Here is a 25506-nt window from a genome sequence, read left to right as displayed (position 1 = left end):
TGCCGACCGAGCCCTTACTAGAAGACCGGCGTGCCGTCCCGCGTCAGCTTCCAGCCCACGACCGCGAACTGCGCCGGGTCGACCGTGCCCTTCGCCTTCACCCAGTTGATGATCGTGTTCCGGATCTCCTCCGAATTCGCCCACAGCTGCTGGGAGCCCGCGACATGCGGGAAGTTCCCGCCGCCGCTCGCCCGGTAGTTGTTGACGGCCAGCACGAACCGCGCCGCCGGGTCGATCGGCTTGCCGTCGAAGGACAGGCTCACGATCCGTGAGCCCGCCGGCTTGGCGATGTCGATCTCGTACGTCACACCCGAGATCGCGTCGTAGTTGTAGTCCGGGGTGTTGCCGGCGTTCGTCAGCTTCGAGGTGTCGACCGGACCACCGGCCGGCGTCTGCACGTAGTACCGCGCCGAGAACTCCAGATAGTCCTTGACCTGCGCGCCGGTCACCAGCCGCGCCTCCAGGGTGTTCTCGAACACGTAGAGCCCGGCCGCGTCCCTGATGGTCACCCGTCCGGCCGGAATCGCCGCGGTGCGCGAGAAGCAGGAGGCCTGCGAGAGGACGGGCAGCGCCGCGTACTGGCCGCCGGCCAGCGCCGCCTTCACCGTCTCCGCCTGGACATGGTTGATCAGATCGATGATCGGCTCGTCCTTCCACGGCGCCTCGGCCGTGGCCATCGCGGCGGTGGAGGTGCCGATGACCTGGTTGACGTACGCGACGACCTTCGTGTGCTCGTCGCCGAGCAGCCGGGTGATCTTCGGATCCTCGGCGGTGGTGTTGGAGTTGAGGACCTGCGCGCCGACCTTCTCGACCGTCCAGCCGCCCTTGTCCCAGACCAGGTCGAAGTCGAAGAGGGTGAGCCGCTGACCCCACTTGAGCGGCTCGGAGAGCACGACCTTCTGGCCGGTCTCCTTGTTGGCGACGAAGTACTCGGCGATCTCGGTGTGCGCGTGGCCGACCAGGATCGCGTCGATGCCGGGCACCTGCTCGGCGACAAGACCGGCGGCGTTCTCGATGTACGGGAGCTGGTCACCGTAGGAGGAAGTGCCGCTGGAGCCCGAGTGGGCGGAGACGATCACAACGTCCGCACCCATGGAGCGCAGCTTCGGCACCCACTTCGCGGCCTGCTCCTCCAGGCCCGGGAAGGTCATCTTCCCCTGGACGTTGGCCTTGTCCCAGATGGCGATGCCCGGGTTGGTAAGACCGAGGACAGCGACCTTCACATCACGGCCGCAGGGGGTGCGCAGCCGGTGCAAGCTGTACGGGGCGAAGGCCGGCCGGAGCGTCTTGGCGTCCAGGGCGTTCGCGCCGAGCAGCGGGAAGTCGCACTGCTCCTCGAACTTCCGCAGCACCGGGATGCCGTAGTTGAACTCGTGGTTGCCGAGCGCCGCCGCGTCGTAGCCGATGGCGTTCATTGCCTGCGCCATGGGGTGCACGGGGCCGTGCTCCGCCGTGATCGGGTCGACCTTGGCGTAGTAGTACGAGAGCTGGGTGCCCTGGATGGTGTCACCGGCGTCGATGAGGAGGGTGTTGCGCGGGCCCTTCTCCTTGCGGATCCTGTCCACGAGCGTGGAGATCTTCGCCAGGCCCACGTCGTTGTGGTCCTTGTCGTCGAACTCCTTGTCCGTGAAGTAGTCCCAGTTGAAGACATTGCCGTGCAGGTCCGTGGTGCCCATGACGGTGAAGGAGTACCGCTTCGGCGGGCGTCCGTGGCCGTGGCCGTCCTCCCGTGCCTCAGCCGGCGCGGCGGCACTGCCGACTATCGCCACACCGGCCCCGGCGGCGGCCGACCGCTCCAGGAACGTCCTACGGTTCAGCGGCATTTCGTCTCCCTCGTTTCAGTTCTGCAGTGGTGCACAACGCGCGTAGATTCTGGCCCAGGAGCACCATCCGGCAACACCCCCCGCGGGTTTCCATCTGGTGTCCGCCGGTTGTCCTGCGCGGATGCGAGAGTGTGCGGGACCACTGCCACAGGACGAGGGAGCCATCCGTGACCACCGACGCACCCACCACCGCCGCGCCGTACGGCACTCCGGAGACACCGCGGGTCGCCGTACGCGGCGAAGCACGCCTGGAGTTCGACCCGGAGATCGCCAGGATCGGCGTAGTGGTCAGCGCACGCGGCACGGACCGGCGCAGCGCGCTGGAGGACCTCACCCGTCGAAACGCCGCCGTCCTCGACCTGATCAAGTCCTACGGCGAATCCGTCGAAAAGCTCGAGACGGGCGCCTTCTCCATCAGCCCCGAACTCACCCGCCACGGCCGCGGCGAACGTGTCCGCGCCTACCACGGCCGCGTCAACATCACCGCGGAGCTCGCCGACTTCACCGCGCTCGGCGAGCTCACCACCCGCCTCGCGGACCTCGAACTCACCCGCGTCGACGGCCCCTGGTGGGCCCTGCGCCCCGACTCACCGGCCCACGGCGAAGCCCGCCGGCAGGCCGTCAAGGAAGCGGTCCAGCGGGCCCGCGAATACGCCGAGGCACTGGGCGCGCAACTGGCAGCCCTGGTCGAGCTGGCCGACCTCGGCGCGGAGCACGCCGAGACGTACCCCGTTGTCTCCTACGGAGCGCCCCGCGGTGCCGCCTACGGCGGCGCCCAGGCCGAGAGCGCCCCGGCCCTCGATCTGGAGCCCCAGCGCCAGACGGTCTATGCGCAGGTGAATGCGCGCTTCACGATGACTCCGCCGCAGCTCTAGAGCGTGTTTAGAAAGTGCGTTCACAGCCACTCGTCGATCATGGCGATGTTGACTGTGGCCTCGTAGCGGACGGCCAACTTGTCGTACCGGGTCGCGACCGCGCGTCGGCGCTTGAGCCGGCCGATCCCGCACTCCACCGCGTGGCGCTCGCGGTAGTCGACTTTGTCGAACGTCGGTGGTCGGCCACCGGCGGAGCCCCGCTTCCTACGGTTGCGGATCCGGTCCCGCTTCTCCGGGATGGTGCAGCTTATGCCAAGACCCTCAAGGGGCAGCTTGACCTGGAACGGCACGGCGGCAAGAGCCCGGCGGGCGTAACCGTGCGGGTCCTGTCCCGCATCCTCGCGCTGACCACCGCGATCTGGCTCAACGACAAGACCGGGCAACCCATCAAACGATCACTGACAGCCTTCGATCACTGACCGCAACCACACCCCTTGGACTCAATCATCTAGAGCCTGGCTGACCGCGCCGTCGGGCTCCTCGATGCAGTCGAGGCTTGCGTCCCTCCCTGGGAGTCCGCCAACGACGGTTCCCTGGTACGGAGTTGTCCCGAGCAATGGCCACGGGATCCGGCCGCAGCCAACGAGCTCATGCGAGACCTCGGTCGTCGCAGGGTTGGTACGCTTGCCATGCTGCACTCACAGCTGGGGAGGCGTCGTCGTGACCGGGATCCCGTTGGCCAGCGCGATCGCCGACCTGCGCTCGGAGTTGCAGAAGGCGATCCTGGCGGGTGCCAGGGAGCCGTTGCGCTTCGAACTTGACACAGTCGAGCTGGAGCTTCAGGTCGCCATCACCACCACGGGTTCCGCCGAGGCGAAAGTGGGCCTGTGGAGTGTGCTGACGGCTGGAGCCTCCGCCGAACACAGCCATGGATCCGTGCACAAGCTGACGTTGAGGCTGTCCCCGAGGCATGCCAACCCGGCCAGCGGGGTCACCGTCCTGGTCGGTGACGACCTGGAGGCACTGCCTCCGGCGGCCACGCCGGAGGACTGAGCACACCATCCCGCTTCGGGGGAGGCCGGCCATGGATCATCGGCAGCAGCGGACCGGACTGCATCGCGTGGTCGAGGTGTTCGGGGTGACCTACGGCTCCGGGTACGCGATCAACGACCGAATGGTCCTGACCGCCCGTCACCTGCTGGTCGTGGACGGGAAGAGGATTGCGCCGGGCCAACCGGTCACTGTCCGCGTCACGGGCGAGGAGAACGGGCGCCGCGCGACGGTCGAGTGGGTCAGCAAGGACGTCGGCGACGCGGCGCTGCTCTCGGTCGAGGGAGCACCGTGGGCCGACGCTCCCGACGTCGGCGCCGTACGCTGGGGCTGTGTCGCCGACGATGGCCCGGTGCGGTGCCGGGCCTGGGGATTCCCGGCCGCGCAGGCGCGGGCACAGGGGAACCGGGAGGTCCGGGACCCGGAGGAGATGCTCGGTGGGGTCAAGGCGCTGACCGCCTCCAAGCGCTATGAGATCGACGTCCGTTCCGCGGCGCCGGTGCTCACCGACGATGAACACTCGCCTTGGCAGGGGATGTCCGGCGCGGTCCTGATGGATTCCAGGAAGCGGATTCTAGGCGTCGTCATCGCCAACCGCCTGCGCTACGGCGGACAGCGACTGCAGGCGACTCCGATGGAACGCCTTTTCACGGACCCCGAGTTCTGCGAGAGGGCGGCTGCCGACCCGAGCCGGCTGGAGGCTGTCGGCGCCGAGGACGCCGTCCAACTGGACGCTCCCGGGGAACGGCCCATCCTGCAGACCTTTCATACGGCCGCGCCAAGGCTTCGCGGGCTTTCCGACTACCAGTTGCTCCAGGCGAAGTCTCAAGCGGTCCACTTCCTTGGCCGGGAGGACGAGCGACAGGACCTGCGAGCCTGGTGCACCGCGGACCAGGCCGTCAGCCTGGGGCTGGTGGCCGGCACAGGCGGGGCGGGCAAGACCCGACTCGGCATCCAACTGTGCCGGGAGTTCGCGGAACGGGGCTGGTCTACCGGCTTCGCCGACGAAGAGGTCCTGGACGGTGCCCTAGGCGCCAACAAGGCCGTCGACGTCGTATGGCCGACCCTGCTGATCCTCGACTATCCGGATCGTCTCACCGACCGGACCATCAAGTGGATCGAGAGCATGGGCGCGCGGTCCTTCGGACCGAAGCTGCGGATCCTGCTGCTCGACCGGGTGCCCGGGGGCACCGACGACCGGACCGAAGCGGCGCGCGCCGACCTCACCTGGTGGGCCAACGCCAAGAGGATCACCCGCAGTGACTTCATCGCCAGGCCGCAGGTCGTGGTCCACCTGCGCACCGGCGGGTTGACCGGGATCGATCGATCCCGCCATCTGGAATCCGCCCGTCGTGCCTTCGGCGGCCGCAGTACGGATCTTTCCGGTCTCGACCTCTCCGACGACGCCTATCGCAATCCGCTGAAGGTGCATGTCGCGGCGCTGCTGGCGATCCGCGGCGAGTTCTATCCGACGGCCGCGGAGGTCATGCGCCATTTCCTCGACCGGGAAATGGACATCTGGATACGGGAGCTGAACAAGCACCGGATCGGCAACATCGCGGCGCCGCTGGCGCATCAGATTGTCGCGCTGACCACTCTGACCAGGCCGAAGATCGATGCCGTGCCGCAGTTGCTGTCGGCGATCCCAGACCTGGCCGACCCCGTCGACGGCGGAGGGCTGCTCCGGCCCAACATCAGGAACTGGCTGACTGAACTGTTCGGAGTCGGATCCCGGATCTCCGCCATCGAACCGGACCTGCTGGCAGAGGAACTGCTCGGCACCACTCCAGATCTTGACCGGATCGTGGTGGCGATCTACAGGCACAAGTCCAGCACCGCCGAGCACGCGGCGAGCATGCTCGAGTCCCTGAGCCTCGCGGGTGGTGGCAGGGAGAGTATCCGCAAGGCGCTCCGGCGGTTCCTGGCCACCTGCCTCGGGCCCTTGATGGCCCAGGCCGCCGCGGAACCTGGCGGGCGGCTTCCCGGCCTGATCGAGATCGCGCTGACCCAATTCCGGGACGACGGGGACGCGCTCGCGGAGCTGGCCGTCGTCGCCGCGGGCATCCGCAGAGTCCCGCACCCGCAGGACAGCTATCGCCAGGTGATGAGCCGTCTCGCCCAACTGGCTCTCGCATGGTGCGATGCGCAGCCGCCGAGCGTCAGGACCAGGCTGGTCCGGGTGGACGCGCTGACCGACATGGCCGCGGAAGCCGCCATCACCGGTAGCGTCGCCGAAGCGACAGCGCTGGCCGGTGAGGCACTCGGCGTCTGCCGCTCACTGGGCCCCGACGAGTCCCGGCGCCTGGCGCGCGCCTGGTACAACCTCGGAACCTGCCAGGCGAACAGCGGCGACCTGCCGGCCGCGCGGGAGGCGCTGTCCACGGCGGCTGCCGGGTACCGGCAGAGGGCGGACGAGGACACTGGCGAACTGATCGAGCGCCGCGAGGCGCTGATAAATCTTGGCTCCTGCCTGGCCGATCTGGACGATCAGGCGGCGGCGCTGGACGCCTGCGTGGAAGCGATCGAGCTTCATGTCGGACGGGACTACACCGGTCATATGCTGGAACCGCTGGCCGAGCCGCTGGCCCTGCTGGCCCGGAGCGTGCGCGGGAACCCCGGGCCCGGCGCTTCGCTCGGTGATCCGCTGCCCTTCCGTCCACTTGGCTGGAGCGAACCGGAGCACCGGACCTGGATCCCGCCGCACAGATTCGCGCTGATCACGCTGGTGGCGAGGTTGAGCACTGGCCTTGCCGACAGCCTTGCAGCGCACCTTCGCACCTTGCCCGGAAACGAGGCCCCAGCGAAAGCCGTCGCGCTGTCCGACGCACTTCACCGTCTCACCCTCGACCTGTCCGACTTCACCTTGTCCGAAAGACCGCTGATTGAGAGCATCGAGCTCCGCCGCCGGTTCGTCACCGACGACCAGTCGCGTGCCGTATTCGCGAAATATCTCAGCACCATCGCCGAGGATTTCGGTGACGCGGATCGCAGCGACGCGGCCATCGCTTATGCGAACGAATCGATCACCGAGTTCCAGCGGCTGAGCCCCGAGCATATCGCGCAATATGAGGATGATTTCGGGAAGGCAGTACTGACCAAGGTCGGGGCACTGACCCAGCGTGGCATGATGGACCCACTGCAATTGACACAGGCCGAGCTGCAGCAGTCGACCACTCTGGAACTCGAAGAGGCCGAGCTGCTCCTGAGCAGGCTGCCGGAGACTCCGGAGAACTCCCTGGTGCTCGCGAGTGTGAGCACCATGCGGGGGATCAACCTCCTGCTTACCGGCGATACCGATGCCGCGGGTGAGGCTCTGACCAGGGCTGGCGAACGATATGCGGCGATCACGGATGATTCCGAGGACTCCTTTGATGAGCGGGCGATACCGTACATCCTGCTGGAATTACTGGCCGGTCGGCGGCCGTATGAATGGCTGACCTCATTGAGCGATTATGAGCTGACAGAAATGGACCCGGAGGCACTGCCACTGCTTGACCAGGCCATCCTGGCGGACTCGGAGGAGATCGGGCAGTTCTTCGATCTGCTGTCCGGTATGCTCATTGCCGCCGATCGACCGGACCTCGCCCTCGGATTCGCCAATCAGTCCGTCGAGCTCGCCCGGTTCTGGCTGAGGTTCGAAGAGGAATCGGATCCGGAGGAGCGAACCGAAATTCGGATGGGTTTGAGCAGTTCGCTGTCGAACCTATCCGGGATAAGGATAGGGGTTCCCGAGGAGGCGCTTCGATATGCCAGGGAAGCCGTGGACGTCATCGCCTCGGCCCCCGAGGATGAGCTGCTGCTGCCGCTCGTCCGCGGACAGGCCGAGCTCGCGTTGGCCCGCGCATCACTGGCCGGCGATCCGCACATCGACGTCGTCGGTATCGCGGAGAGTGCGACGGCCGATCTGGTGACGGCGGTGCACTCGCTCGGCGAGATCGACGAGCTGGGCTCGTTCGCAGACTCGGCGAGTGTGGCGGTGATGCGAGCCGAGGCGCTGGTCATCCTGTCCAACGCCTACCTCGCCGCCGATCGGCATGCGGAGGCGATCGAGCAGGCGCTGGTCGCACGTGACCTTCTCCTGCCGTGGCCGCAGACGAAACACGTCGTCACCCTGATGCTGTCCACCTACCTCGTCGAAGGCCAGGGCGAGCTCGCTTTCGGCCGCTACGAAAGCGCCCTGGCCGCGCTTGATCAGGTCATCGGAGTGCACGAGGATGCGGATCTCGCGCCTTCCTCCCCGGCCGCTCTGGCGCAAGCCGTATTCCTGACGGCCGTCTGTCGGCAGGAACTGGGCCAGGCGGAACTGGCCGTGCAGAGTTCGCGGCTGGCCATGGAACTGCTGCGAAGTCCTGAGCTCGAGCAGGTGCCGGCGCTGCAGGCACGGGTGGCCCCGAACCTGGTGGTGCAGGCCGTCGGGCTCGGCATGCTCGGAGATCTCAACGAGGCGTACCGGGTCAGCCTGGAGGCCGTCGTGGCAGCCCGGGGCGTGCCGCAGGCTGCCGCCGAGCTGGTGAACGCCTTGCGAGTACATGCGAACTGTGCGTTCGAACTCGGCCGCCTGCCGGAAGCGCTGAGCGTGCTCGAAGAGGGCTTGAACGTGGCCGAGTTGGCCGTAGGTCACAAGATCCCACCGATCCAGCTCGGGCTCGTCAATCTCGGCTACGGGAACTGCCAGGTTGCGCTCAGTCGGCACACCGAAGCGCTGGACGCGTTCCTGGCGGCGGCGGGGTTCTTCCGGGAGATCCCCGACCAGACGCCGCTGTTCTCCGGGACGCTGGTGCTCGCCGCCCGGTGCCATCGGGAGCTGGGACGCGACCTGGCCGGGCTGCCCCTGCTGAACGAGGCGGTGAGCCGGTGCTGTGAGCTCATCGTCGACCAGCACAGCGCCGCTGGCCTCGCGGACGCGCTGACCGAAGCCCTGTGGGAGGTGGTCGTCTGCCAGGAGTCGGCCGGCAACAGCGTTGACGCCGACGCCGCAGCCACCGAGGGCATCGACTTCCTCCGGACATGGAGGCTATCCCAGCCGGGCGAACCGACCCATGCGACGCTCTACTACGCCGACATGTTGACCTCTCACTTCAGCTTCCTCGCCGAGCACGGCCGTGATCTCGAAGCGCTGCCCTTCTGTGTCGAGGCAACCGGGATCTTGCGGAACCTGGGCGGGATCGATCCGGAGGCATACCTGCCCGCATACCTCAACTCCCTTGCCAGTCAGGGAGAACTGCTCCGACGCCTGGGCCGGCCCGCCGAAGCGGCTATGGCCGACGACGAGTACGCCCGCTGGGCGGCGGACTGATCCGAGCGGACGGTCGGCACTCTCCGGTGAGCGGATGGGCCGGGGCAAGACGCTGGTCTTACTGAGCCCGAATCCACCGGTCAATTGCTGGTCCAGGGCTTGGACGTGAGGGCGTGGATACCATCTGACCTGGGATGATGGGACTTCCCACGGTTCCAAGTCCACAGATCGAGAGAACATCCGCGAGATGCAATCTTCCCATGCCATCACGGCGGTCCGCGCTGCGTTCGACGAGCCGAACCTGATCGCCGACGCCGGGCTGCGGCCGCTGGTCCGCCTGGCCGAGCGGGCCGGACTGCCCGACCTGGCCGCCGCGATACGCATCGACGGGGCCGCCAACAGCGACGGCGCCCACCCGGCGGCCAAGGTGATGTCGCTGCTGGGGCCAGCGCGCCGTGCCGCAGCCGGTCGGCGTCGTCGATGCTGCCCGCTCTCGCGCACATCGCGCCCGCCTTCGGCGGCGTGCGCGCACCGTCCGCGCCTACCTGCGCAGACGCGGCATACGCTGCACCATCCAGGAGAAGCGGGACCGGATCCGCAACCGTAGGAAGCGGGGCTCCGCCGGTGGCCGACCACCGACGTTCGACAAGGTCGACTACCGCGAGCGCCACGCGGTGGAGTGCGGGATCGGCCGGCTCAAGCGCCGACGCGCGGTCGCGACCCGGTACGACAAGTTGGCCGTCCGCTACGAGGCCACAGTCAACATCGCCATGATCGACGAGTGGTTGTGAACGCACTTTCTAAACACGCTCTAGGCAATGCCGAGCCGATGGCCCGGTAATGCTCATCAGAGCACCCCCGCGCACAATTCAACACTTGTCAATAAGCTTTCACGTAAAGGTTGTTGAGTAGTCATGCAGGGCCAATTCTCTACCGACCGGTAAGCCGTAGGCTCGAATCATGCGCCGAGCAAAGATCGTCTGTACTCTTGGGCCCGCCACCGACACATACGACCAGATCAAGGCACTGGTCGAAGCCGGAATGGACGTCGCCCGCTTCAACCTCAGCCACGGCACCTACGCCGAGCACGAGGAGCGCTACCAGCGCGTACGCAAAGCTTCCGACGAGACGGGCCGCAGCGTCGGCATCCTCGCCGACCTTCAAGGTCCGAAGATCCGTCTGGGCCGCTTCCGGGAAGGTCCCGTACTCCTTGAACGCGGCGATGAATTCACCATCACCGTCGAGGAGACAGAAGGCGACCGTCACACCTGCGGCACCACCTACCAGGGCCTCGCCGGCGATGTCACCATCGGTGAGCGCATCCTCGTCGACGACGGCAAGGTCGCCCTGGAGGTCACCGCGGTCGACGGCCCCCGGGTCCGTACCACCGTCGTCGAAGGCGGCATGGTCTCCGACCACAAGGGCCTCAACCTCCCCGGCGTAGCGGTGTCCGTGCCCGCGCTCTCCGAGAAGGACATCGACGACCTCCGCTGGGCCCTGCGTATCGGCGCCGACATCATCGCCCTCTCCTTCGTGCGCAGCGGACGCGACATCGTGGACGTCCACCGCATCATGGACGAGGAGGGCCGCCGCCTCCCCGTGATCGCCAAGGTCGAGAAGCCCCAGGCCGTCGAGAACATCGACGACATCGTGGCCGCCTTCGACGGCATCATGGTCGCCCGCGGCGACCTCGGCGTCGAAATGCCGCTGGAGCAGGTGCCGATCGTCCAGAAGCGCGCCATCAAGCTCGCCAAGCGCAATGCCAAGCCGGTCATCGTCGCGACCCAGATGCTCGACTCGATGATCGACAACTCCCGCCCCACGCGCGCCGAGGCGTCCGACGTCGCCAACGCCGTCATCGACGGCACGGACGCCGTGATGCTGTCGGGCGAGACGAGCGTCGGCAAGTACCCCGTCGAGACGGTGAAGACGATGGGCCGCATCGTCGAGGCGGCCGAGGAGGACGTCCTCGCCAAGGGCCTGCCGCCGCTGACCGAGCGCAACAAGCCCCGCACGCAGGGCGGCGCCGTGGCCCGCGCGGCCGCGGAGATGGGCGACTTCCTGGGCGCCAAGTTCCTCGTCGCCTTCACCCAGTCCGGCGACACGGTCAAGCGGCTGTCCCGCTACCGCTCACCGATTCCGCTGCTGGCCTTCACCCCGGACGCGGCCACCCGCTCCCAACTCAACCTCACCTGGGGCGTGGAGACCTTCCTCGGCCCGCACGTCGGCTCAACGGACGCGATGGTCGCCCAGGTCGACGAGGAGCTGCTGAAGATCGGCCGCTGCGAGAAGGGCGACATCGTGGTCATCACGGCCGGTTCCCCGCCCGGGGTCGCTGGCTCCACGAACCTCGTGCGGGTGCACCACATCGGCGATGACGACAGCCCCAAGTAGGCGGCGGGGCAGGTCTGTCGGGCCGGGGTGGTCAGTACTTCGGCCCGACGTGGGCGTCCATGAGCGCGACGGACGCGCGCTTGGCGACGGAGATGTTGTACGGCTTCCCTGCGCGGGTGCAGTGCTTCCACTCGACGCCGACCTTGTCGAGAGTGTCGGTGTAGAGCTGTCGGATGTCGTCAGACACGTTGGTGAACCAGTAGCGGGGATACTCGTAGCGCTTCCGCTCGCCGCTGACGAGGCGAGTGGTCCAGTTCATGTTCCGGCACCCGTCAGAGTGAATCAGCCCACGGATGAACGCCCAGGGATGGGCGTCCACGATCTCTCGCTGCCAGGGTTCGAGCACGATCTTCCGCTCGTGCTTCTTGCCCGGGCCATGCTGGGGGAACATGCACGTCCAGTGCTGCGTGTAGGACTTGACCTCCACGCACCCCTGTCTCTGCCGTCGTCGCACGCTTGGCAGGGACATCACGTGGCGCATTGCCGACTCTGCTGCATTGATCAATCCGGGCCATGTGTCGGTGCAGAAGATCGACAGGTGATGCTGCTTGGGCTTCGAGATGATGTGGCCGTCGCCGAGGTAGAGCCCCAGAAGGTACGAGTACGCCTCGCGGTCGAATCCGCGTCCCGTGCACTTCGGGCAATCGGTGGGGTGCTCGAACTTCTCGCCCCGTTTCTTGCGGTCTTCGTGGCGCCACCAGCCGACCGTGCCGCGAGGCACGTTCAGGCGGTCGGCCACGGCACGATTGGTCACGCCTCGCCTCAACAGCACGAGTGCTTCTTCGCGTATCGAAAGGTCATGTTGCTCCATGGCACGAGCTTCGCTGGATCTTCGCCAAGCCGAGCTGAAGCGATGATGCGTTCACCGTGAAGAGCGACGATCACGAAAGGGGTACGTGACCTTGGAATCCAAGGAAATGTGCCCCAGGTGGGATTCGAACCCACACTGTCGGTGGTTTGAGCACCGTCTCTCTAACCATTGGAGTACTGGGGCCTTGCGAATCGAAGGATCAAGGGGGCCTTCTGCTGCCCTACCTTACCGCAGCTGGGTAGGCTCATGGATAGCTGCACCTGCCCTGAACGAGGAGTCCCGTGACCGCCCCCGAGTCGCCCCAGCCCGCCGCCGATGACGACAAGTCGCACGTTCCGCCGCTGACGACCCGCGTCGTGATCGCCGAGGACGAGGCCCTCATCCGTCTCGACCTCAAAGAGATGCTCGAGGAAGAGGGATACGCGGTCGTCGGCGAGGCCGGTGACGGTCAGCGGGCCATCGAGCTCGCCCGGGAGCACCGTCCCGACCTGGTCATTCTCGATGTGAAGATGCCCGTCCTGGACGGGATCTCCGCGGCCGAGAAGATCGCCGAGGAGTCCATCGCCCCCGTCCTGATGCTGACTGCGTTCTCGCAGCGCGATCTCGTCGAACGGGCGCGGGACGCCGGAGCGATGGCGTATCTGGTGAAGCCGTTCAGCAAGAGCGACGTGGTGCCCGCCATCGAGATGGCTGTCTCCCGTTTCGCGGAGCTGAAGGCGCTGGAGCAGGAGGTCGCGGACCTCTCCATGCGGCTGGAGACGCGGAAGTTGGTCGACCGCGCGAAGAGCGTTCTGCAGACGCAGTACGGGCTGACGGAGCCTGCCGCGTTCCGGTGGATCCAGAAGACCTCGATGGACCGGCGGCTGTCGATGCAGCAGGTCGCCGAGGCGGTCATCGAGGACGCCGAGGAGAAGAAGGCCGCGAAGGGCGAGTAGGACATACGGAAGGGCCCGCACCCCGACTCGGGGTGCGGGCCCTTCCGTATGCGTAGGCCTAGTCCTCGCCGAGGTACGTCTTGCGGACGTTCTCGTCGTGGAGCAGGTCCTGGCCGCTGCCGGTCAGCTTGATCTCGCCGACCTCCATCACATGGCCGTGGTCGGCCAGCGAGAGAGCCGCCTGGGCGTTCTGCTCGACGAGCAGGATGGTGGTGCCCTGCGCCTTCAGCTCGATGATCGTCTCCATGATCTTCTGCATCATGATCGGGGAGAGACCCATCGAAGGCTCGTCCAGCATCAGGAGCTTCGGCTGGGACATCAGTGCGCGTCCCATCGCCAGCATCTGCTGCTCACCGCCCGAGAGGGTGCCCGAGGCCTGCTTCCTGCGCTCTCCCAGAATCGGGAACAGGTCGTAGGCCTTCTGGATGTCCTTCTCGATGCCCGCCTTGTCGGTCCGCAGGAACGCACCGAGCTGGAGGTTTTCCGCGATCGTCAGACGCGGGAAGATGTGCCGGCCCTCGGGGGAGTGGGCAAGCCCCAGCGACACGATCTTGTGGGCCGGGACACCGGCGAGCGGCTTGCCGTCGAAGCTGATCCGGCCGCCGGAGGGCTTGAGCAGCCCGGACAGCGTCCGCAGGGTGGTGGTCTTGCCCGCGCCGTTGGTGCCGATGAGGGTGACGACCTGGCCGGCCTCGACGCTGAAGGAGATGCCCTTGACGGCTTCGATCTTGCCGTAGGCGACCCTGAGGTCCTCGACCTCGAGCAGAGCGGTCACTGGGTTTCCCCTTCCTTGCTGGTGGTGCTGGTGGTGCTGGTGGTGCCGGTGGAGCTCTGTGCCTCGGCCGCCTCGACAGCGGCGGCCTCCTCCGCGCCCGGTGCGCCTTCGAAGGGCGTACCGAGGTAGGCGGCGACGACGCGCTCGTCGCCCTGGACGACGTCGGGTGTCCCCTCGACGAGCTTCTCGCCCTGGACGAGACAGGCGACGCGGTCGCACAGATTGAAGATGAAGCGCATGTCGTGCTCGATGACGAGTACGGCGATGCCCTGGTCCCGGATGGCGAAGATGAGCTCTTCGGCCGCCCGGGTCTCCTGCGGGTTCATGCCGGCGGTCGGCTCGTCGAGAAGCAGCAGGCCGGGCTCGCTGGCCATGGCCCGTGCGATCTCGAGCTTGCGCTGCTCGCCGTAGGGGAGGTTGCGGGCGAGGTGGTCGGCCTTGTGCTGCAGGCCGATGAACTCGAGCAGTTCCATGGCGCGTTCGTGCGAGGCGGCTTCGGCCTTCTTGAAGCCGGGGCCGCGGAGCAGAGCGGACCAGAGGCCTTCCTTGGTCCTGGTGTGGCGTCCGACGAGGACGTTCTCCAGGACCGTCATGTTGGAGAAGAGCCTGATGTTCTGGAAGGTGCGGGCGACGCCTGCCTTGGTGACGAGGTGAGGCTTGGGCGGCAGGGTGGTGCCCTTGTAGGTGACCTTGCCCTCTGTGGGTATGTACAGCCCGGTGAGGCAGTTGAAGAAGGTGGTCTTGCCGGCGCCGTTGGGGCCGATGAGACCGACGATCTCGCCGGCGCCGACGGTGAGGTCGACCGAGCGCACGGCGGTGAGGCCGCCGAAGCGCATGGTGACGCCGCTGGCGTCCAGCACGGTGCCGGTCGCGGTGTTCGTGGTGGTGGTCGTCATGTCGTTCACGCCCCCGCCTTCGCGATGCCGACGCCGGAGGGGGGCGGCCCCTCGTCCGGTACGTCGAGTTGGTCGTTCTCGTGGTATTCGAGCTGGGCACGCCGGTTGGCGATCAGGCCTTCGGGCCGGAAGCGCATCAGCAGGATCAGCGCGATACCGAAGCCGAGGAGCTGGTAGTCCTGGAGGAACTGCAGCTTCGCGGGAATCATGTACAGCAGCGTGGCGCCGATGAGGGGTCCGCTGATGGTGCCCATGCCGCCGAGGATGACGGCCGCCAGGAGGAAGGCGGAGTTGGGCGGGACCGGACCGGCGAACTGGTACATCTCGGGGACCACGGTGCTCTGGACATGTGCCTGCACGGTGCCGGCGAGGCCGGCCAGGGTGGCGCCCAGCGCGAAGGCGATGAGCTTGACCCGGAAGCCGTTGATGCCCATGGCGGTCGCCGCGGTCTCGTCCTCGCGGATGGCGACCCAGGCGCGTCCGATGCGCGAGCTGCCGGCCCGGCTGAAGACGACGACCACGAGGATCATCACGACCAGCATCAGCAGGTAGTAGTTGGCGTAGGAGCCGAGTTCGAAGCCCAGGATGTTGTGGGACTCGCCGAAGCTGTACCCGAAGAAGACGAGGTCGGGAATGTTCGGGATGCCGTTGGGGCCACCAGTGATCTCGGGTCCCGATACGCCGTCCAGGTTGCCGACGGTGATTCGGAAGATCTCGCCGAAGCCGAGGGTGACGATGGCGAGATAGTCACCGCGGAGCCGCAGGGTCGGGGCTCCGATGACGACACCGAAGATCAGGGAGACCGCGGCTCCGGTGAGGACTGCCGCCCAGAAGGGGAATTCGACGTCGAAGGCGGAAGCGGTCGATCCGGAGACGAGGGCCGCGGTGTACGCGCCGACGCCGAGGAAGGCGACATATCCGAGGTCGAGGAGTCCGGCGAGGCCGACGACGATGTTCAGTCCGAGAGCGACGGTCGCGAAGATGAGGATGTTGACCGCGATCAGGGTGAACTGGTCGGTGTTCTGGGTGAACGGGAAGGCCGCGGCGGCGACGAACGCGGCGGCGACGGCGATGGAGCGGTACTTGGCGGTGAGCGCCGAGAGCCGCGCCATGAGGCCGGCCTTGAAGAGTGCCGCCGCTGCGAGGCCGGCGGTGATCAGGTAGCCGGTGAAGAGTTCGGCGTACTCCGTGTCGATGCCGTAGGTGATCGCGAACAACGCGATCGCGAAGGCGCCGACGATGATCAGGATTTCGGCCCAGGAGGGGAGCTCCTTGGGGCGCGCGGCCTTGCGGGTGTCGTCGGGGAGCTGGAACGCCGCGGCGACGGGGATGGCCGAGGCCACGGCGGCGACGAAGCCGCCCGGTTCGAGGTTGACCACGCCGCCGAGTTCGACGGTGATGGCGATGACCGTGAACCAGGTGGTGCCGAACGCGCCGAGGGCGAACAGCTGCAGGGCCTTGGTCGTGCCGGTCGGCGCCAGCCAGCGCAGGCCCTTGATCTCCAGCGAGGCCAGTGCGTACAGCAGGACGAGCAGGCCCGCCACGAGGGTGAGGACCTGGAGGCCGCCGGGGTACCCGTAGACGGTGAGGTCGCCGGGGAACTCGTCCGTGTACGTCCAGGACAGGAAGGTGCTGGCGATGGTGGCGAGCCCGCCGACGGCGATCAGCCGGCGGAGCGTGGTGGTACGGGAGGTGACCCCGGCCGGGATGGCTTCGGCGGTCTTGGTGGTGTCGGTGGTCATCGCTCTCACGCCCGATCCGCGACGCGCTCACCGAGCAGACCCTGCGGCCTCACGAGGAGCACGACGATGAGAAGTACGAATGCCCAGACGTTGGACCAGGCGCCACCGCCGAGCTGCTGCATACCGGGGATCTCTTCGATGTAGGCGATCGACAGGGATTCCGCCAGGCCGAGGACGACGCCGCCGACCATGGCTCCGTAGATGTTGCCGATGCCTCCGAGGACCGCTGCCGTGAAGGCCTTCAGTCCGAGGATGAAGCCCATCTCGAAGTTGATCTGGCCCTTGTCGAGTCCGTAGGCGACCGCTGCGACCGCGGCGAACGCGGCGCCGATGGCGAAGGCCATCACGATGATGCGGTCGGTGTTGATGCCCATGAGCTGCGCGGTGTCGCGGTCCTGTGCGGTGGCCTGCATGGCGCGGCCGCTGCGGCTCTTGGAGACGAAGACGCCCAGGGCGAGCATGCACAGGGGGGCGAGGATCAGCACGAAGGCGTCGGCTCGCTGGATGGCCAGGTTGTCCAGGACCTTGAAGGACTCACCGTGGAACTCGGGGAAGCTGCGGGCCGCCTTTGCTTCGGGGTAGAAGCCCCAGATGAGCTGCTGCAGGGCGATGGACAGGCCGATCGCGGTGATCAGCGGGGCCAGCCGTGGGGCGCCGCGCAGCGGCCGGTAGGCGAAGCGTTCCGCGGCTGTGGCGACAGCGACGGAGGCTATTGCGCCGCCGACGATCATGAGGGGTATCGCCACCAGGAGTGAGGTTCCGCTGGGGAGCAGAATGTAGGTGGTGAGGGCGCCGAAGCCGCCGATCATGAAGATCTCGCCGTGGGCGAAGTTGATGAGCTGGACGATGCCGTAAACCATCGTGTACCCAATGGCGATGAGGCCATAGAGGGCTCCGAGGGCAAGGCCGTTGGCCAGCTGTTGCGGCAGTTCGTTCACCGCAGGGCCTCCGATGAGCTTGTCGGATATGACTCCGCGCGAGGGCGCTGTTGCGCCCTCGCGCGGCTGGATCAGGTGGTGCGGGGCGATGCGGTGTGGATCAGTCCTCGAACGTGGCGCTCTTGACGTCGACCCAGGCGTTGCCCTTGACCGAGTACACGGTGAGCTGCTTGTTCGTGGTGTCACCGAACTCGTCGAAGGCGACCTTGCCGGTCACACCGTCGAAGGAGACCTTGGCCAGTGCCTCGACGACCTTGGTGCGGGCGTCGTCCGGGACCTTGCCGTCGTTGGCGGCGACCACGGTCTTGACGGCCTGGATGAGGGCCCAGGCTGCGTCGTACGAGTAGCCGCCGTAGGCCGCGTACGGGTCCTTGTAGCCACCGGCCTGGTAGTCCGCGATGAACTTCTTGGCGGTCGGGAGCTTCTCCACCGGGTAGCCGACGGAGGTCGAGAGGTCACCCTCGTTGGCCTCGCCGGACGCCTTGATGAAGGCGGGGTCGTAGATTCCGTCGCCACCCATGGTGGGGATCTTGGCTCCGGCCTTCTTGACCTGGTCGGAGAGGAGACCGCCCTCAGGGTACTGGCCACCGAAGTAGACCGAGTCGGCGCCGGAGGCCTTGACCTTGTCGGCGGTGCTGGAGAAGTCGGTCTCCTTCACCGTGACGTGGTCGGTACCGGCGATCGTGCCGCCGAGGCGCTTGAACTCCGCGGAGAAGATCGCGGCGAGACCGGCGCCGTAGGTCTGCTTGTCGTCGACGACGTAGACCTTCTTCTTCTTCGCGTCGTTGTACAGGTACTGGGCGGCGAACTTGCCCTGGATGACGTCCGTGGTGGCGGTGCGGAAGTACGTCTTGAACGGACGCTTCTTGTCGCCGCTGCCCCATTTGTCGCCCTGGGTCAGTGCCGGGTTGGTGTTGGCCGGGGAGACCTGGGCGAGGGTGGCCTTGTCGAAGACGCTCTGCATTGACTGGGCAACACCGGAGTTCAGCGGGCCGACGGCGCCGAGAACGTCCTTGTTGGCGACGAGCTTGGTGGCGTTGGCCTGGCCCGAAGCGGGAACCGCCTGGTCATCGAGGGCTTCGATCTTGAACTCGACGCCCGGAACCTCGTTGTTCTTGTTCGCGGTCTTGGCCGCGAGGTCCACGGAGTTCTTGATGCCCTGGCCCAGTGCGGACAGCGAGCCGGTCAGCGGTGCGTCGACACCGATGACGACGGTGGTCTTCTTTCCGCTGTCGGTGCCCTTGTCGTCGTCGCGCGATCCGCAGGCGGAGAGGGTGAGAGCTCCCGTGGTGACCACGGTGGTGAGGATGAGCAAGGAACGGTGTCGCACAATAAATCCTTTCCCTGGCGCGGCCCCCTCTGCTGAGGTGCCGTTTGGTCGCCGGGCCGTACTGAGAGGTACACGGCCGTGCTGATGACGAGCCCGGCGGCGCGGTGACTGGCCGTGACTCTAAGCGGAGGCGGCGGGGTCGGGGAGCCGGGACGTCAGGATGTGACGCTCTTGTTATGCCGAGGCCAAGGCTCGGTGGGGGGACTGTGGACAGATCGGGCGTTCGTTACACCGACGTTTCGGCTCACATGGTGAGAACGCGCAGTTCCGCTAAGGGGCTTGAAGCGATCTTGGTGCCGGCGGCGGAAAGATCGCGCGGAGGGCTCGCGCGAGATCGTCGGAGTGGGTGCGGCCGGGGGTGGAGCCCGAACCCCCGACCCCTTCCTTGTTACGGAGAGTTATATCAAGGAGGGGCGGTTGCGCGTCACGCGGGAAGCCGTCGCGGCCGCGCACGGTGACCTCAAGAGTGCTGGTGCGGCTCGCGCCAGGGCATACGGCGAGGACCGGGGCGGTGGCCGCGGCGCCGGCGAGCGCGGGTCGACTCCAACGGGGCGTCCGATTATCGGGGTTGGCGTCACCGATTGTCGCGCACGGCGGTGTCCTCACCGTCGGTGACCGCTTCGACCGGCGAGATGCCGCCGCCTATTTCGGCGGACGCCAGTTCTCCGAGCTGCCGGTGGCGCCGTTCTGTGCGGTGCACTTCTGCCTGGCCTGGAGATCGATCAACTTCAGGGCCGCTGGACGCCCTTGCCGCTTCTCCTCGGCGCGAGCCGCGGCGAGGATCTCCTCGTGGATGGCGTACTGCTCGTTGGACAGCCCCTTCTGCTCCCAGTCGAGCCCCGACCACTTGCCGCCGTTGACTGTCTCTTTTGCCCAGTAGGAGACGAGATTCGCGCATACATCTGCCGGCGATGTCTTCTGCGGTACGGGTGTTGAGGTGGCGGGCTGCCCGGCCGGGGACGATCGGGTGCAGCCCGCGACGGCGAGCGCGGCCAGGAGCGCGCAGGCGAGGTACCTGGCCGAGGTGTACTGCTTGGTCCCCATAAGGGGAACGCTAAGTCGTCACGATCCGTGACACAACAGGCCGGAAAGTCCCCGGCCGGCCCGCGCGGGACCGTTCACGCAGTGGACGCCGCCGCGCCGCCGGCATCCCGCAGCAGACAGGTCAGCCGAGCCGTGCAGACCCGCTTGTCCTGCTCGTCGGTGATGACGATCTCGTACGTGGCCGTGGTGCGGCCCCGGTGCACCGGGGCCGCGACCCCGGTGACCAGGCCAGAGCGGACGCCACGGTGGTGCGTGCAGTTGAGATCGACGCCGACGGCGATCTTGGAGGTCCCGCCGTGCAGCATCGAGCCGATCGAGCCGAGGGTCTCGGCCAGCACGGCGGAGGCGCCGCCGTGCAGGAGTCCGTACGGCTGGGTGTTGCCCTCGACCGGCATCGTGCCGACGACGCGGTCCGCGGATGCCTCGACGATCTGTACGCCCATGCGGTTGCCCAGATGCCCGGCGGAGAAGAGCGCGGGCAGATCGACCCCCAGCGCGGCGTATTCGTCGATGACCTCTTGCGGGAACTTCACGGTTCGCTGCTCGCCCATGGGGCCCGGCTCCGATCGTCGTACCGTCCTGTGCCTGAGCGAACGCTTAGGCGGGTGGTGATTGTTCCAGACGTACGATCACGGACTTGCTCGCGGGGGTGTTGCTCGTGTCCGCGGTGGAGTCCAGCGGCACCAGCACATTGGTCTCCGGGTAGTACGCGGCCGCGCAGCCACGGGCAGTGGGGTAGTGCACCACCCGGAACCCGGGGGCCCGCCGCTCCACACCGTCCTTCCACTCGCTGACCAGATCGGTGTACGAGCCGTCCGCGAGGCCCAGCTCCCCCGCGTCCTCGGGGTTCACCAGCACGACCCGGCGGCCGCCCTTGATGCCCCGGTAGCGGTCGTCGAGACCGTAGATCGTGGTGTTGTACTGATCGTGCGAGCGCAGCGTCTGCAGCAGCAGCCGGCCCGCGGGGACCTCGGGGAACTCGACCGGCGCCGCGGTGAAATTGGCCTTGCCGGTGGCGGTGGGGAAGCGGCGCTCGTCGCGCGGGCCGTGCGGGAGGGTGAAGCCGCCGGGCCGGGCGATCCTGGCGTTGAAGTCCTCGAAGCCGGGCACCACGCGCGCGATGCGGTCGCGGATCGTCCCGTAGTCCTTCTCGAAGTCCTCCCAGGGCGTGACCGAGCCGGGGCCGAGCACGGCACGCGCCATGCGGGTCACGATGGCCGGCTCGGACAGCAGATGGGGGCTCGCCGGGGTGAGATTGCCGCGCGAGGCGTGCACCATGCCCATCGAGTCCTCGACGGTCACCACCTGCCGCCCGCCCGCCTGCACGTCCTTGTCGGTACGGCCGAGGGTGGGCAGGATCAGCGCCCGGGTGCCGGTGACGGCGTGCGAGCGGTTCAGCTTTGTCGACACATGGACCGTGAGGCGGGCCCTGCGCATCGCGGCCTCGGTGACCTCGGTGTCGGGAGTCGCGCTCACGAAGTTGCCGCCCATGGCGAAGAAGACCTTCGCCTCGCCGTCGCGCAGCGCGCGGATGGACCGTACGACGTCGAAGCCGTGGTGGCGGGGCGGCGCGAAGCCGAACTCCTTCTCCAGGGCGTCCAGGAAGGCCGGGGACGGCCGCTCGAAGATGCCCATGGTGCGGTCGCCCTGGACGTTGGAGTGCCCGCGCACCGGGCAGACGCCGGCGCCCGGGCGGCCGATGTTGCCGCGCAGCAGAAGGAAGTTGACCACCTCGCGGATGGTCTGCACGGCGTGCTTGTGCTGGGTCAGACCCATCGCCCAGCACACGATGGTGCGCTTCGAGGCCAGGACCATCGCCAGCGCCTGCTCGATCTCCGCGCGGCCGAGCCCGGTGGCGGCGAGCGTCGCCTCCCAGTCGGCCGCGCGCGCCGCGGCCGCGAACTCCTCGTACCCATGGGTGTGTTCGCGTACGAACGCCTCGTCGACCGCGCCCTCGGCCTCCAGGATCAGCTTGTTCAGCAGCCGGAAGAGCGCCTGGTCGCCGCCGATACGGATCTGCAGGAAGAGGTCGTTGAGCGCGACGCCCTTGAGCATGCCGTGCGGGGTCTGCGGATTCTTGAACCGCTCCATACCGGCCTCGGGCAGCGGATTCACCGAAATGATCTTCGCGCCCGCGGTCTTGGCCTTCTCCAGCGCGCTGAGCATCCGCGGGTGGTTGGTGCCCGGGTTCTGCCCGGCCACGATGATCAGGTCCGCCTCGTGGATGTCCTCCAGGGAGACGCTGCCCTTGCCGACGCCGATCGTCTCGGTGAGCGCCGAGCCGGAGGACTCATGGCACATGTTCGAGCAGTCGGGGAGGTTGTTGGTGCCGAACTCGCGGGCGAAGAGCTGGAGCAGGAAGGCGGCTTCGTTGCTGGTGCGGCCCGAGGTGTAGAAGAGCGCCTCGTCGGGGGATTCCAGCGCCGTGAGCTCCTCGGCGATGATCGCGAAGGCCCGCTCCCAGGTGACCGCTTCGTACCGCTCGGCGCCTTCGGGGAGATACATCGGCTGCGTGATGCGGCCCTGCTGCCCCAGCCAGTAACCACTGCGCGAGGCGAGGTCCGCAACGGGATGCGCGGCGAAGAAATCGGGGGTCACGCGGCGCAGCGTCGCCTCCTCGGCGACGGCCTTCGCGCCGTTCTCGCAGAACTCCGCCGTATGCCGCTTGTCGCCCTCCGGCCAGGCGCAGCCCGGACAGTCGAAGCCGTCCTTCTGATTGACCTTGAGCAGGGTCTGCGCGGTCCGGCGCACGCCCATCTGCTGCTGGGCCATGCGCAGGGTGTGCCCGATCGCGGGGAGTCCGGCGGCGGCGTGCTGCGGGCCCGCGACCTGCGGTGCGTCCTGGACCGGGTCACCTGTGGGCGGCTTGCTGGCCATCGCGCTCTCCCTCGAGCCTGCGTCTGCTGCGTACGTGTCCGATCCTGCCACGGTTCTTCCCGCGGTCGGGATTGTCAGTGGTACGTGGCAGGATCGGGGACGTGGCTGAGACGGCATCGAAGAAGACCGCAGACAACCGACCGCGCCTGCTCCTCATGGACGGGCACTCCCTGGCGTACCGGGCGTTCTTCGCGCTGCCCGCGGAGAATTTCACGACCGCGACCGGCCAGCCGACGAACGCCGTCTACGGCTTCGCCTCGATGCTGGCGAACACGCTGCGCGACGAGTCGCCCACGCATTTCGCGGTGGCGTTCGACGTGTCCCGCAAGACGTGGCGCTCGCAGGACTTCCCCGAGTACAAGGCGAACCGCTCCAAGTCCCCGGACGAGTTCAAGGGCCAGGTCGAGCTGATCGGCGAGCTGCTCGACACCATGAACGCCGAGCGGTTCGCGGTGGACGGCTTCGAGGCGGACGACATCATCGCCACCCTCGCCACGCAGGCCGAGACCGCCGGCTTCGATGTGCTGATCGTCACCGGCGACCGGGACTCCTTCCAGCTGGTCAGTGAGCACACCACCGTGCTCTACCCCACCAAGGGCGTCTCCGAGCTGACCCGCTTCACCCCGGAGAAGGTCCAGGAGAAGTACGGACTGACCCCGCAGCAGTACCCGGACTTCGCCGCCCTGCGCGGCGACCCGTCGGACAACCTGCCGGGCATCCCCGGCGTCGGTGAGAAGACCGCCACGAAGTGGATCAGCCAGTTCGGTTCGTTCGCGGAGCTGGTGGAGCGCGCCGACGAGGTCAAGGGCAAGGTCGGGCAGGCGCTGCGCGACCACCTGGAGTCCGTCAAGCTCAACCGCCACCTCACCGAGCTGGTGCGGGACGTGGAGCTGCCGAAGCCCGTCATGGACCTCGAGCGAAAGCCGTACGACAGGACCGCGCTCAAGGGGTTCCTGGAGGTACTGGAGATCCGGAACCCGAGCCTGCGCGAGCGGCTCCTCGCCGTCGACCCGGGCGCGGAGGAGGACGAGGCCCCGGCTCCCGCCGCCGGCGTCGAGCTGGACGGCACGGTGCTCTCCACCGGCGGGCTCGCACCCTGGCTGGCGGAGCACGGATCGCAGCCGCTCGGCGTGGCCACCGTCGACACCTGGGCGCTGGGCACCGGCACGGTCACCGAGATCGCGCTCGCCGCGGCCGGGGGAGCCGCCGCCTGGTTCGACACCACCCAGCTGAACGAGGCCGACGAGCAGGCCTTCGCCGCCTGGATCGCCGACGCCGGCCGGCCCAAGATCATGCACAACGCCAAGGCCGCCATGCGGGTCTTCCCCGAGCACGGCTGGAGCGTCGACGGCGTCACCATGGACACCGCGCTCGCCGCCTATCTGGTCAAGCCGGGCCGCCGCTCCTTCGCCCTGGACGCCCTCTCCGTGGAGTACCTCGGCCGTGAGCTCGCCCCGGCCGCCGCCGACGGCCAGCTCGCCTTCGGTACGGACGAGGACGAACAGGCCGAGGCGGACGCCCTGATGTCCCAGGCCCGCGCGGTCCTCGACCTCGGGGAGGCCTTCTCCGGGCGGCTGCCCGAGGTCGGCGCGGCCGAGCTGCTGCACGACGTCGAGCTGCCCACCTCCGCGCTGCTCGCCCGCATGGAGCGGAACGGCATCGCCGCCGACCGGCCCCATCTGGAGGCCATGGAGCAGCAGTTCGCGGGCGCGGTGCAGCAGGCCGTGAAGGAGGCGCACGCCTCCGTCGGGCACGAGTTCAACCTCGGCTCGCCCAAGCAGCTCCAGGAAGTCCTCTTCGGCGAGCTGAACCTCCCCAAGACCAAGAAGACCAAGACCGGTTACACCACGGACGCGGACGCGCTCGCCTGGCTGGCGTCCCAGACCGAGCACGAACTGCCGGTCCTCATGCTGCGCCACCGCGAGCAGGCGAAGCTCCGGGTCACGGTCGAGGGTCTGATCAAGACCATCGCGCCGGACGAGCGTATCCACACCAGCTTCAGCCAGATCGTGGCGGCGACCGGCCGGCTCTCGTCCACCGACCCGAATCTGCAGAATGTGCCGGTGCGCACCGACGAGGGCCGCGCGATCCGCCGCGGCTTCGTCGTCGGCGAGGGCTTCGAGTCGCTGATGACCGCCGACTACAGCCAGATCGAACTGCGCGTGATGGCGCATCTGTCGGAGGACGAGGGTCTGCTGGAGGCGTTCGCCTCCGGCGAGGACCTGCACACCACCGTCGCCTCCCAGGTGTTCGGCGTGGAGCGGTCCGCGGTCGACGCGGAGATGCGCCGCAAGATCAAGGCCATGTCGTACGGACTGGCCTACGGGCTCTCGGCGTTCGGCCTCTCCCAGCAGCTGAACATCGATCCCGCCGAGGCACGCGGCCTGATGGACACCTACTTCGAGCGCTTCGGCGGCGTACGCGACTATCTGCAGCGGGTCGTGGTGGAGGCCAGGGCGACCGGCTATACCGAGACGATGCTGGGCCGCCGCCGCTATCTGCCCGACCTCAACAGCGACAACCGTCAGCGCCGTGAGGCCGCCGAGCGGATGGCGCTCAACGCCCCCATCCAGGGCACCGCGGCGGACATCGTCAAGGTCGCCATGCTCAATGTCGACCGGGCGCTGCGGGAGGCGAAGCTGTCCTCCCGGCTGCTGCTCCAGGTCCACGACGAAATCGTCCTGGAGATCTCGCCGGGCGAGCGCAAGAAGGTCGAGGAGCTGGTCCGCAAGGAGATGGCCTCGGCCGTGTCCCTGCGTGCGCCGCTGGATGTCTCGGTCGGCGTCGGCACGGACTGGGAGTCCGCGGCGCACTGACCCCGCTCCTCAATCGCCGGCGGG

General features: G+C 67.8%; 17 protein-coding genes, 1 tRNA gene and 2 pseudogenes. 8 read left to right on the top strand and 12 right to left on the bottom strand.

The window, feature by feature from the left end:
* Positions 1 to 17 precede the first annotated feature (17 nt).
* Complete coding sequence (locus SLUN_RS09775) at positions 18 to 1823, bottom strand: bifunctional metallophosphatase/5'-nucleotidase (RefSeq protein WP_108148117.1); 1806 nt, start codon at positions 1821 to 1823, stop codon at positions 18 to 20.
* A gap of 167 nt (positions 1824 to 1990) precedes the next feature.
* Between SLUN_RS09775 and SLUN_RS09770 the strand changes: the two genes are divergently transcribed.
* Positions 1991 to 2698: an SIMPL domain-containing protein gene (locus SLUN_RS09770; RefSeq protein WP_108148116.1), complete on the top strand. Its 708-nt coding sequence runs from the start codon at positions 1991 to 1993 to the stop codon at positions 2696 to 2698.
* A gap of 20 nt (positions 2699 to 2718) precedes the next feature.
* Here SLUN_RS09770 and SLUN_RS42575 read toward each other — a convergent pair.
* A pseudogene (locus tag SLUN_RS42575) lies at positions 2719 to 2952 on the bottom strand (IS5 family transposase); the annotation flags it as partial.
* Here SLUN_RS42575 and SLUN_RS09760 point away from each other — a divergent pair.
* The 5 genes and pseudogenes from SLUN_RS09760 to pyk form a co-directional block, all read left to right on the top strand.
* Positions 2953 to 3117, top strand: a pseudogene (locus SLUN_RS09760) (IS982 family transposase); the annotation flags it as partial.
* 241 nt (positions 3118 to 3358) lie between these two features.
* Positions 3359 to 3691, top strand: a complete 333-nt coding sequence (locus SLUN_RS09755) for a trypco2 family protein (protein ID WP_108148115.1) — start codon at positions 3359 to 3361, stop codon at positions 3689 to 3691.
* Entirely contained in the window at positions 3609 to 8984 is a 5376-nt protein-coding gene (locus SLUN_RS09750; RefSeq protein ID WP_108148114.1) for a trypsin-like peptidase domain-containing protein, read from the top strand. The genes SLUN_RS09755 and SLUN_RS09750 overlap by 83 nt, the downstream gene beginning before the upstream one ends.
* Before the next feature lie 395 nt (positions 8985 to 9379).
* The gene (locus SLUN_RS09745; protein ID WP_257153697.1) at positions 9380 to 9715 is read left to right on the top strand and encodes a transposase; all 336 of its coding nucleotides are present in this window, start codon (positions 9380 to 9382) and stop codon (positions 9713 to 9715) included.
* A gap of 169 nt (positions 9716 to 9884) precedes the next feature.
* Complete coding sequence (gene pyk / locus SLUN_RS09740) at positions 9885 to 11318, top strand: pyruvate kinase (RefSeq protein ID WP_108148113.1); 1434 nt, start codon at positions 9885 to 9887, stop codon at positions 11316 to 11318.
* A gap of 31 nt (positions 11319 to 11349) precedes the next feature.
* Here the strand turns inward: pyk and SLUN_RS09735 are convergent, their stop codons facing one another.
* Both SLUN_RS09735 and SLUN_RS09730 read right to left on the bottom strand, forming a co-directional pair.
* Positions 11350 to 12129 carry a helix-turn-helix domain-containing protein gene (locus tag SLUN_RS09735; protein WP_108148112.1) on the bottom strand — a complete coding sequence of 260 codons (780 nt, stop codon included), beginning with the start codon at positions 12127 to 12129 and terminating at the stop codon, positions 11350 to 11352.
* Between the two features lie 109 nt (positions 12130 to 12238).
* Positions 12239 to 12312 (bottom strand) — tRNA-Leu (locus tag SLUN_RS09730).
* 98 nt (positions 12313 to 12410) lie between these two features.
* On the opposite strand from SLUN_RS09730, the gene SLUN_RS09725 reads away from it, so the two are divergent.
* On the top strand, positions 12411 to 13064 hold the full coding sequence (locus tag SLUN_RS09725; protein WP_108148111.1) for an ANTAR domain-containing response regulator: 654 nt from the start codon (positions 12411 to 12413) through the stop codon (positions 13062 to 13064).
* A 58-nt stretch (positions 13065 to 13122) separates the two neighbouring features.
* Here the strand turns inward: SLUN_RS09725 and SLUN_RS09720 are convergent, their stop codons facing one another.
* The 8 genes from SLUN_RS09720 to SLUN_RS09685 form a co-directional block, all read right to left on the bottom strand.
* Positions 13123 to 13839 (bottom strand): ABC transporter ATP-binding protein, encoded by a 717-nt coding sequence (locus SLUN_RS09720; protein ID WP_108148110.1) that lies wholly within the window; start codon positions 13837 to 13839, stop codon positions 13123 to 13125.
* The gene (locus SLUN_RS09715; protein ID WP_108154628.1) at positions 13836 to 14735 is read right to left on the bottom strand and encodes an ABC transporter ATP-binding protein; all 900 of its coding nucleotides are present in this window, start codon (positions 14733 to 14735) and stop codon (positions 13836 to 13838) included. The genes SLUN_RS09720 and SLUN_RS09715 overlap by 4 nt, the downstream gene beginning before the upstream one ends.
* A gap of 5 nt (positions 14736 to 14740) precedes the next feature.
* On the bottom strand, positions 14741 to 16477 hold the full coding sequence (locus SLUN_RS09710; RefSeq protein ID WP_108148109.1) for a branched-chain amino acid ABC transporter permease: 1737 nt from the start codon (positions 16475 to 16477) through the stop codon (positions 14741 to 14743).
* A 5-nt stretch (positions 16478 to 16482) separates the two neighbouring features.
* On the bottom strand, positions 16483 to 17415 hold the full coding sequence (locus SLUN_RS09705) for a branched-chain amino acid ABC transporter permease (RefSeq protein ID WP_108148108.1): 933 nt from the start codon (positions 17413 to 17415) through the stop codon (positions 16483 to 16485).
* 100 nt (positions 17416 to 17515) lie between these two features.
* Positions 17516 to 18745, bottom strand: a complete 1230-nt coding sequence (locus SLUN_RS09700) for a branched-chain amino acid ABC transporter substrate-binding protein (protein ID WP_108148107.1) — start codon at positions 18743 to 18745, stop codon at positions 17516 to 17518.
* A 642-nt stretch (positions 18746 to 19387) separates the two neighbouring features.
* On the bottom strand, positions 19388 to 19789 hold the full coding sequence (locus SLUN_RS09695; RefSeq protein WP_108148106.1) for a hypothetical protein: 402 nt from the start codon (positions 19787 to 19789) through the stop codon (positions 19388 to 19390).
* A 74-nt stretch (positions 19790 to 19863) separates the two neighbouring features.
* Entirely contained in the window at positions 19864 to 20340 is a 477-nt protein-coding gene (locus tag SLUN_RS09690) for a PaaI family thioesterase (protein ID WP_108148105.1), read from the bottom strand.
* A gap of 46 nt (positions 20341 to 20386) precedes the next feature.
* The gene (locus SLUN_RS09685; RefSeq protein ID WP_108148104.1) at positions 20387 to 22666 is read right to left on the bottom strand and encodes an FdhF/YdeP family oxidoreductase; all 2280 of its coding nucleotides are present in this window, start codon (positions 22664 to 22666) and stop codon (positions 20387 to 20389) included.
* Positions 22667 to 22767: 101 nt separating this feature from the next.
* On the opposite strand from SLUN_RS09685, the gene polA reads away from it, so the two are divergent.
* Positions 22768 to 25482, top strand: coding sequence for a DNA polymerase I (gene polA / locus SLUN_RS09680; protein ID WP_108148103.1), 2715 nt, complete (start codon positions 22768 to 22770; stop codon positions 25480 to 25482).
* The last annotated feature ends 24 nt before the right edge of the window (positions 25483 to 25506 follow it).

The sequence above is a fragment of the Streptomyces lunaelactis genome (assembly GCF_003054555.1).
Lineage (GTDB): Bacteria > Actinomycetota > Actinomycetes > Streptomycetales > Streptomycetaceae > Streptomyces > Streptomyces lunaelactis.
Note: the sequence above shows the minus strand (reverse complement) of the source record. Positions and strands in the feature narration are given on the sequence as shown.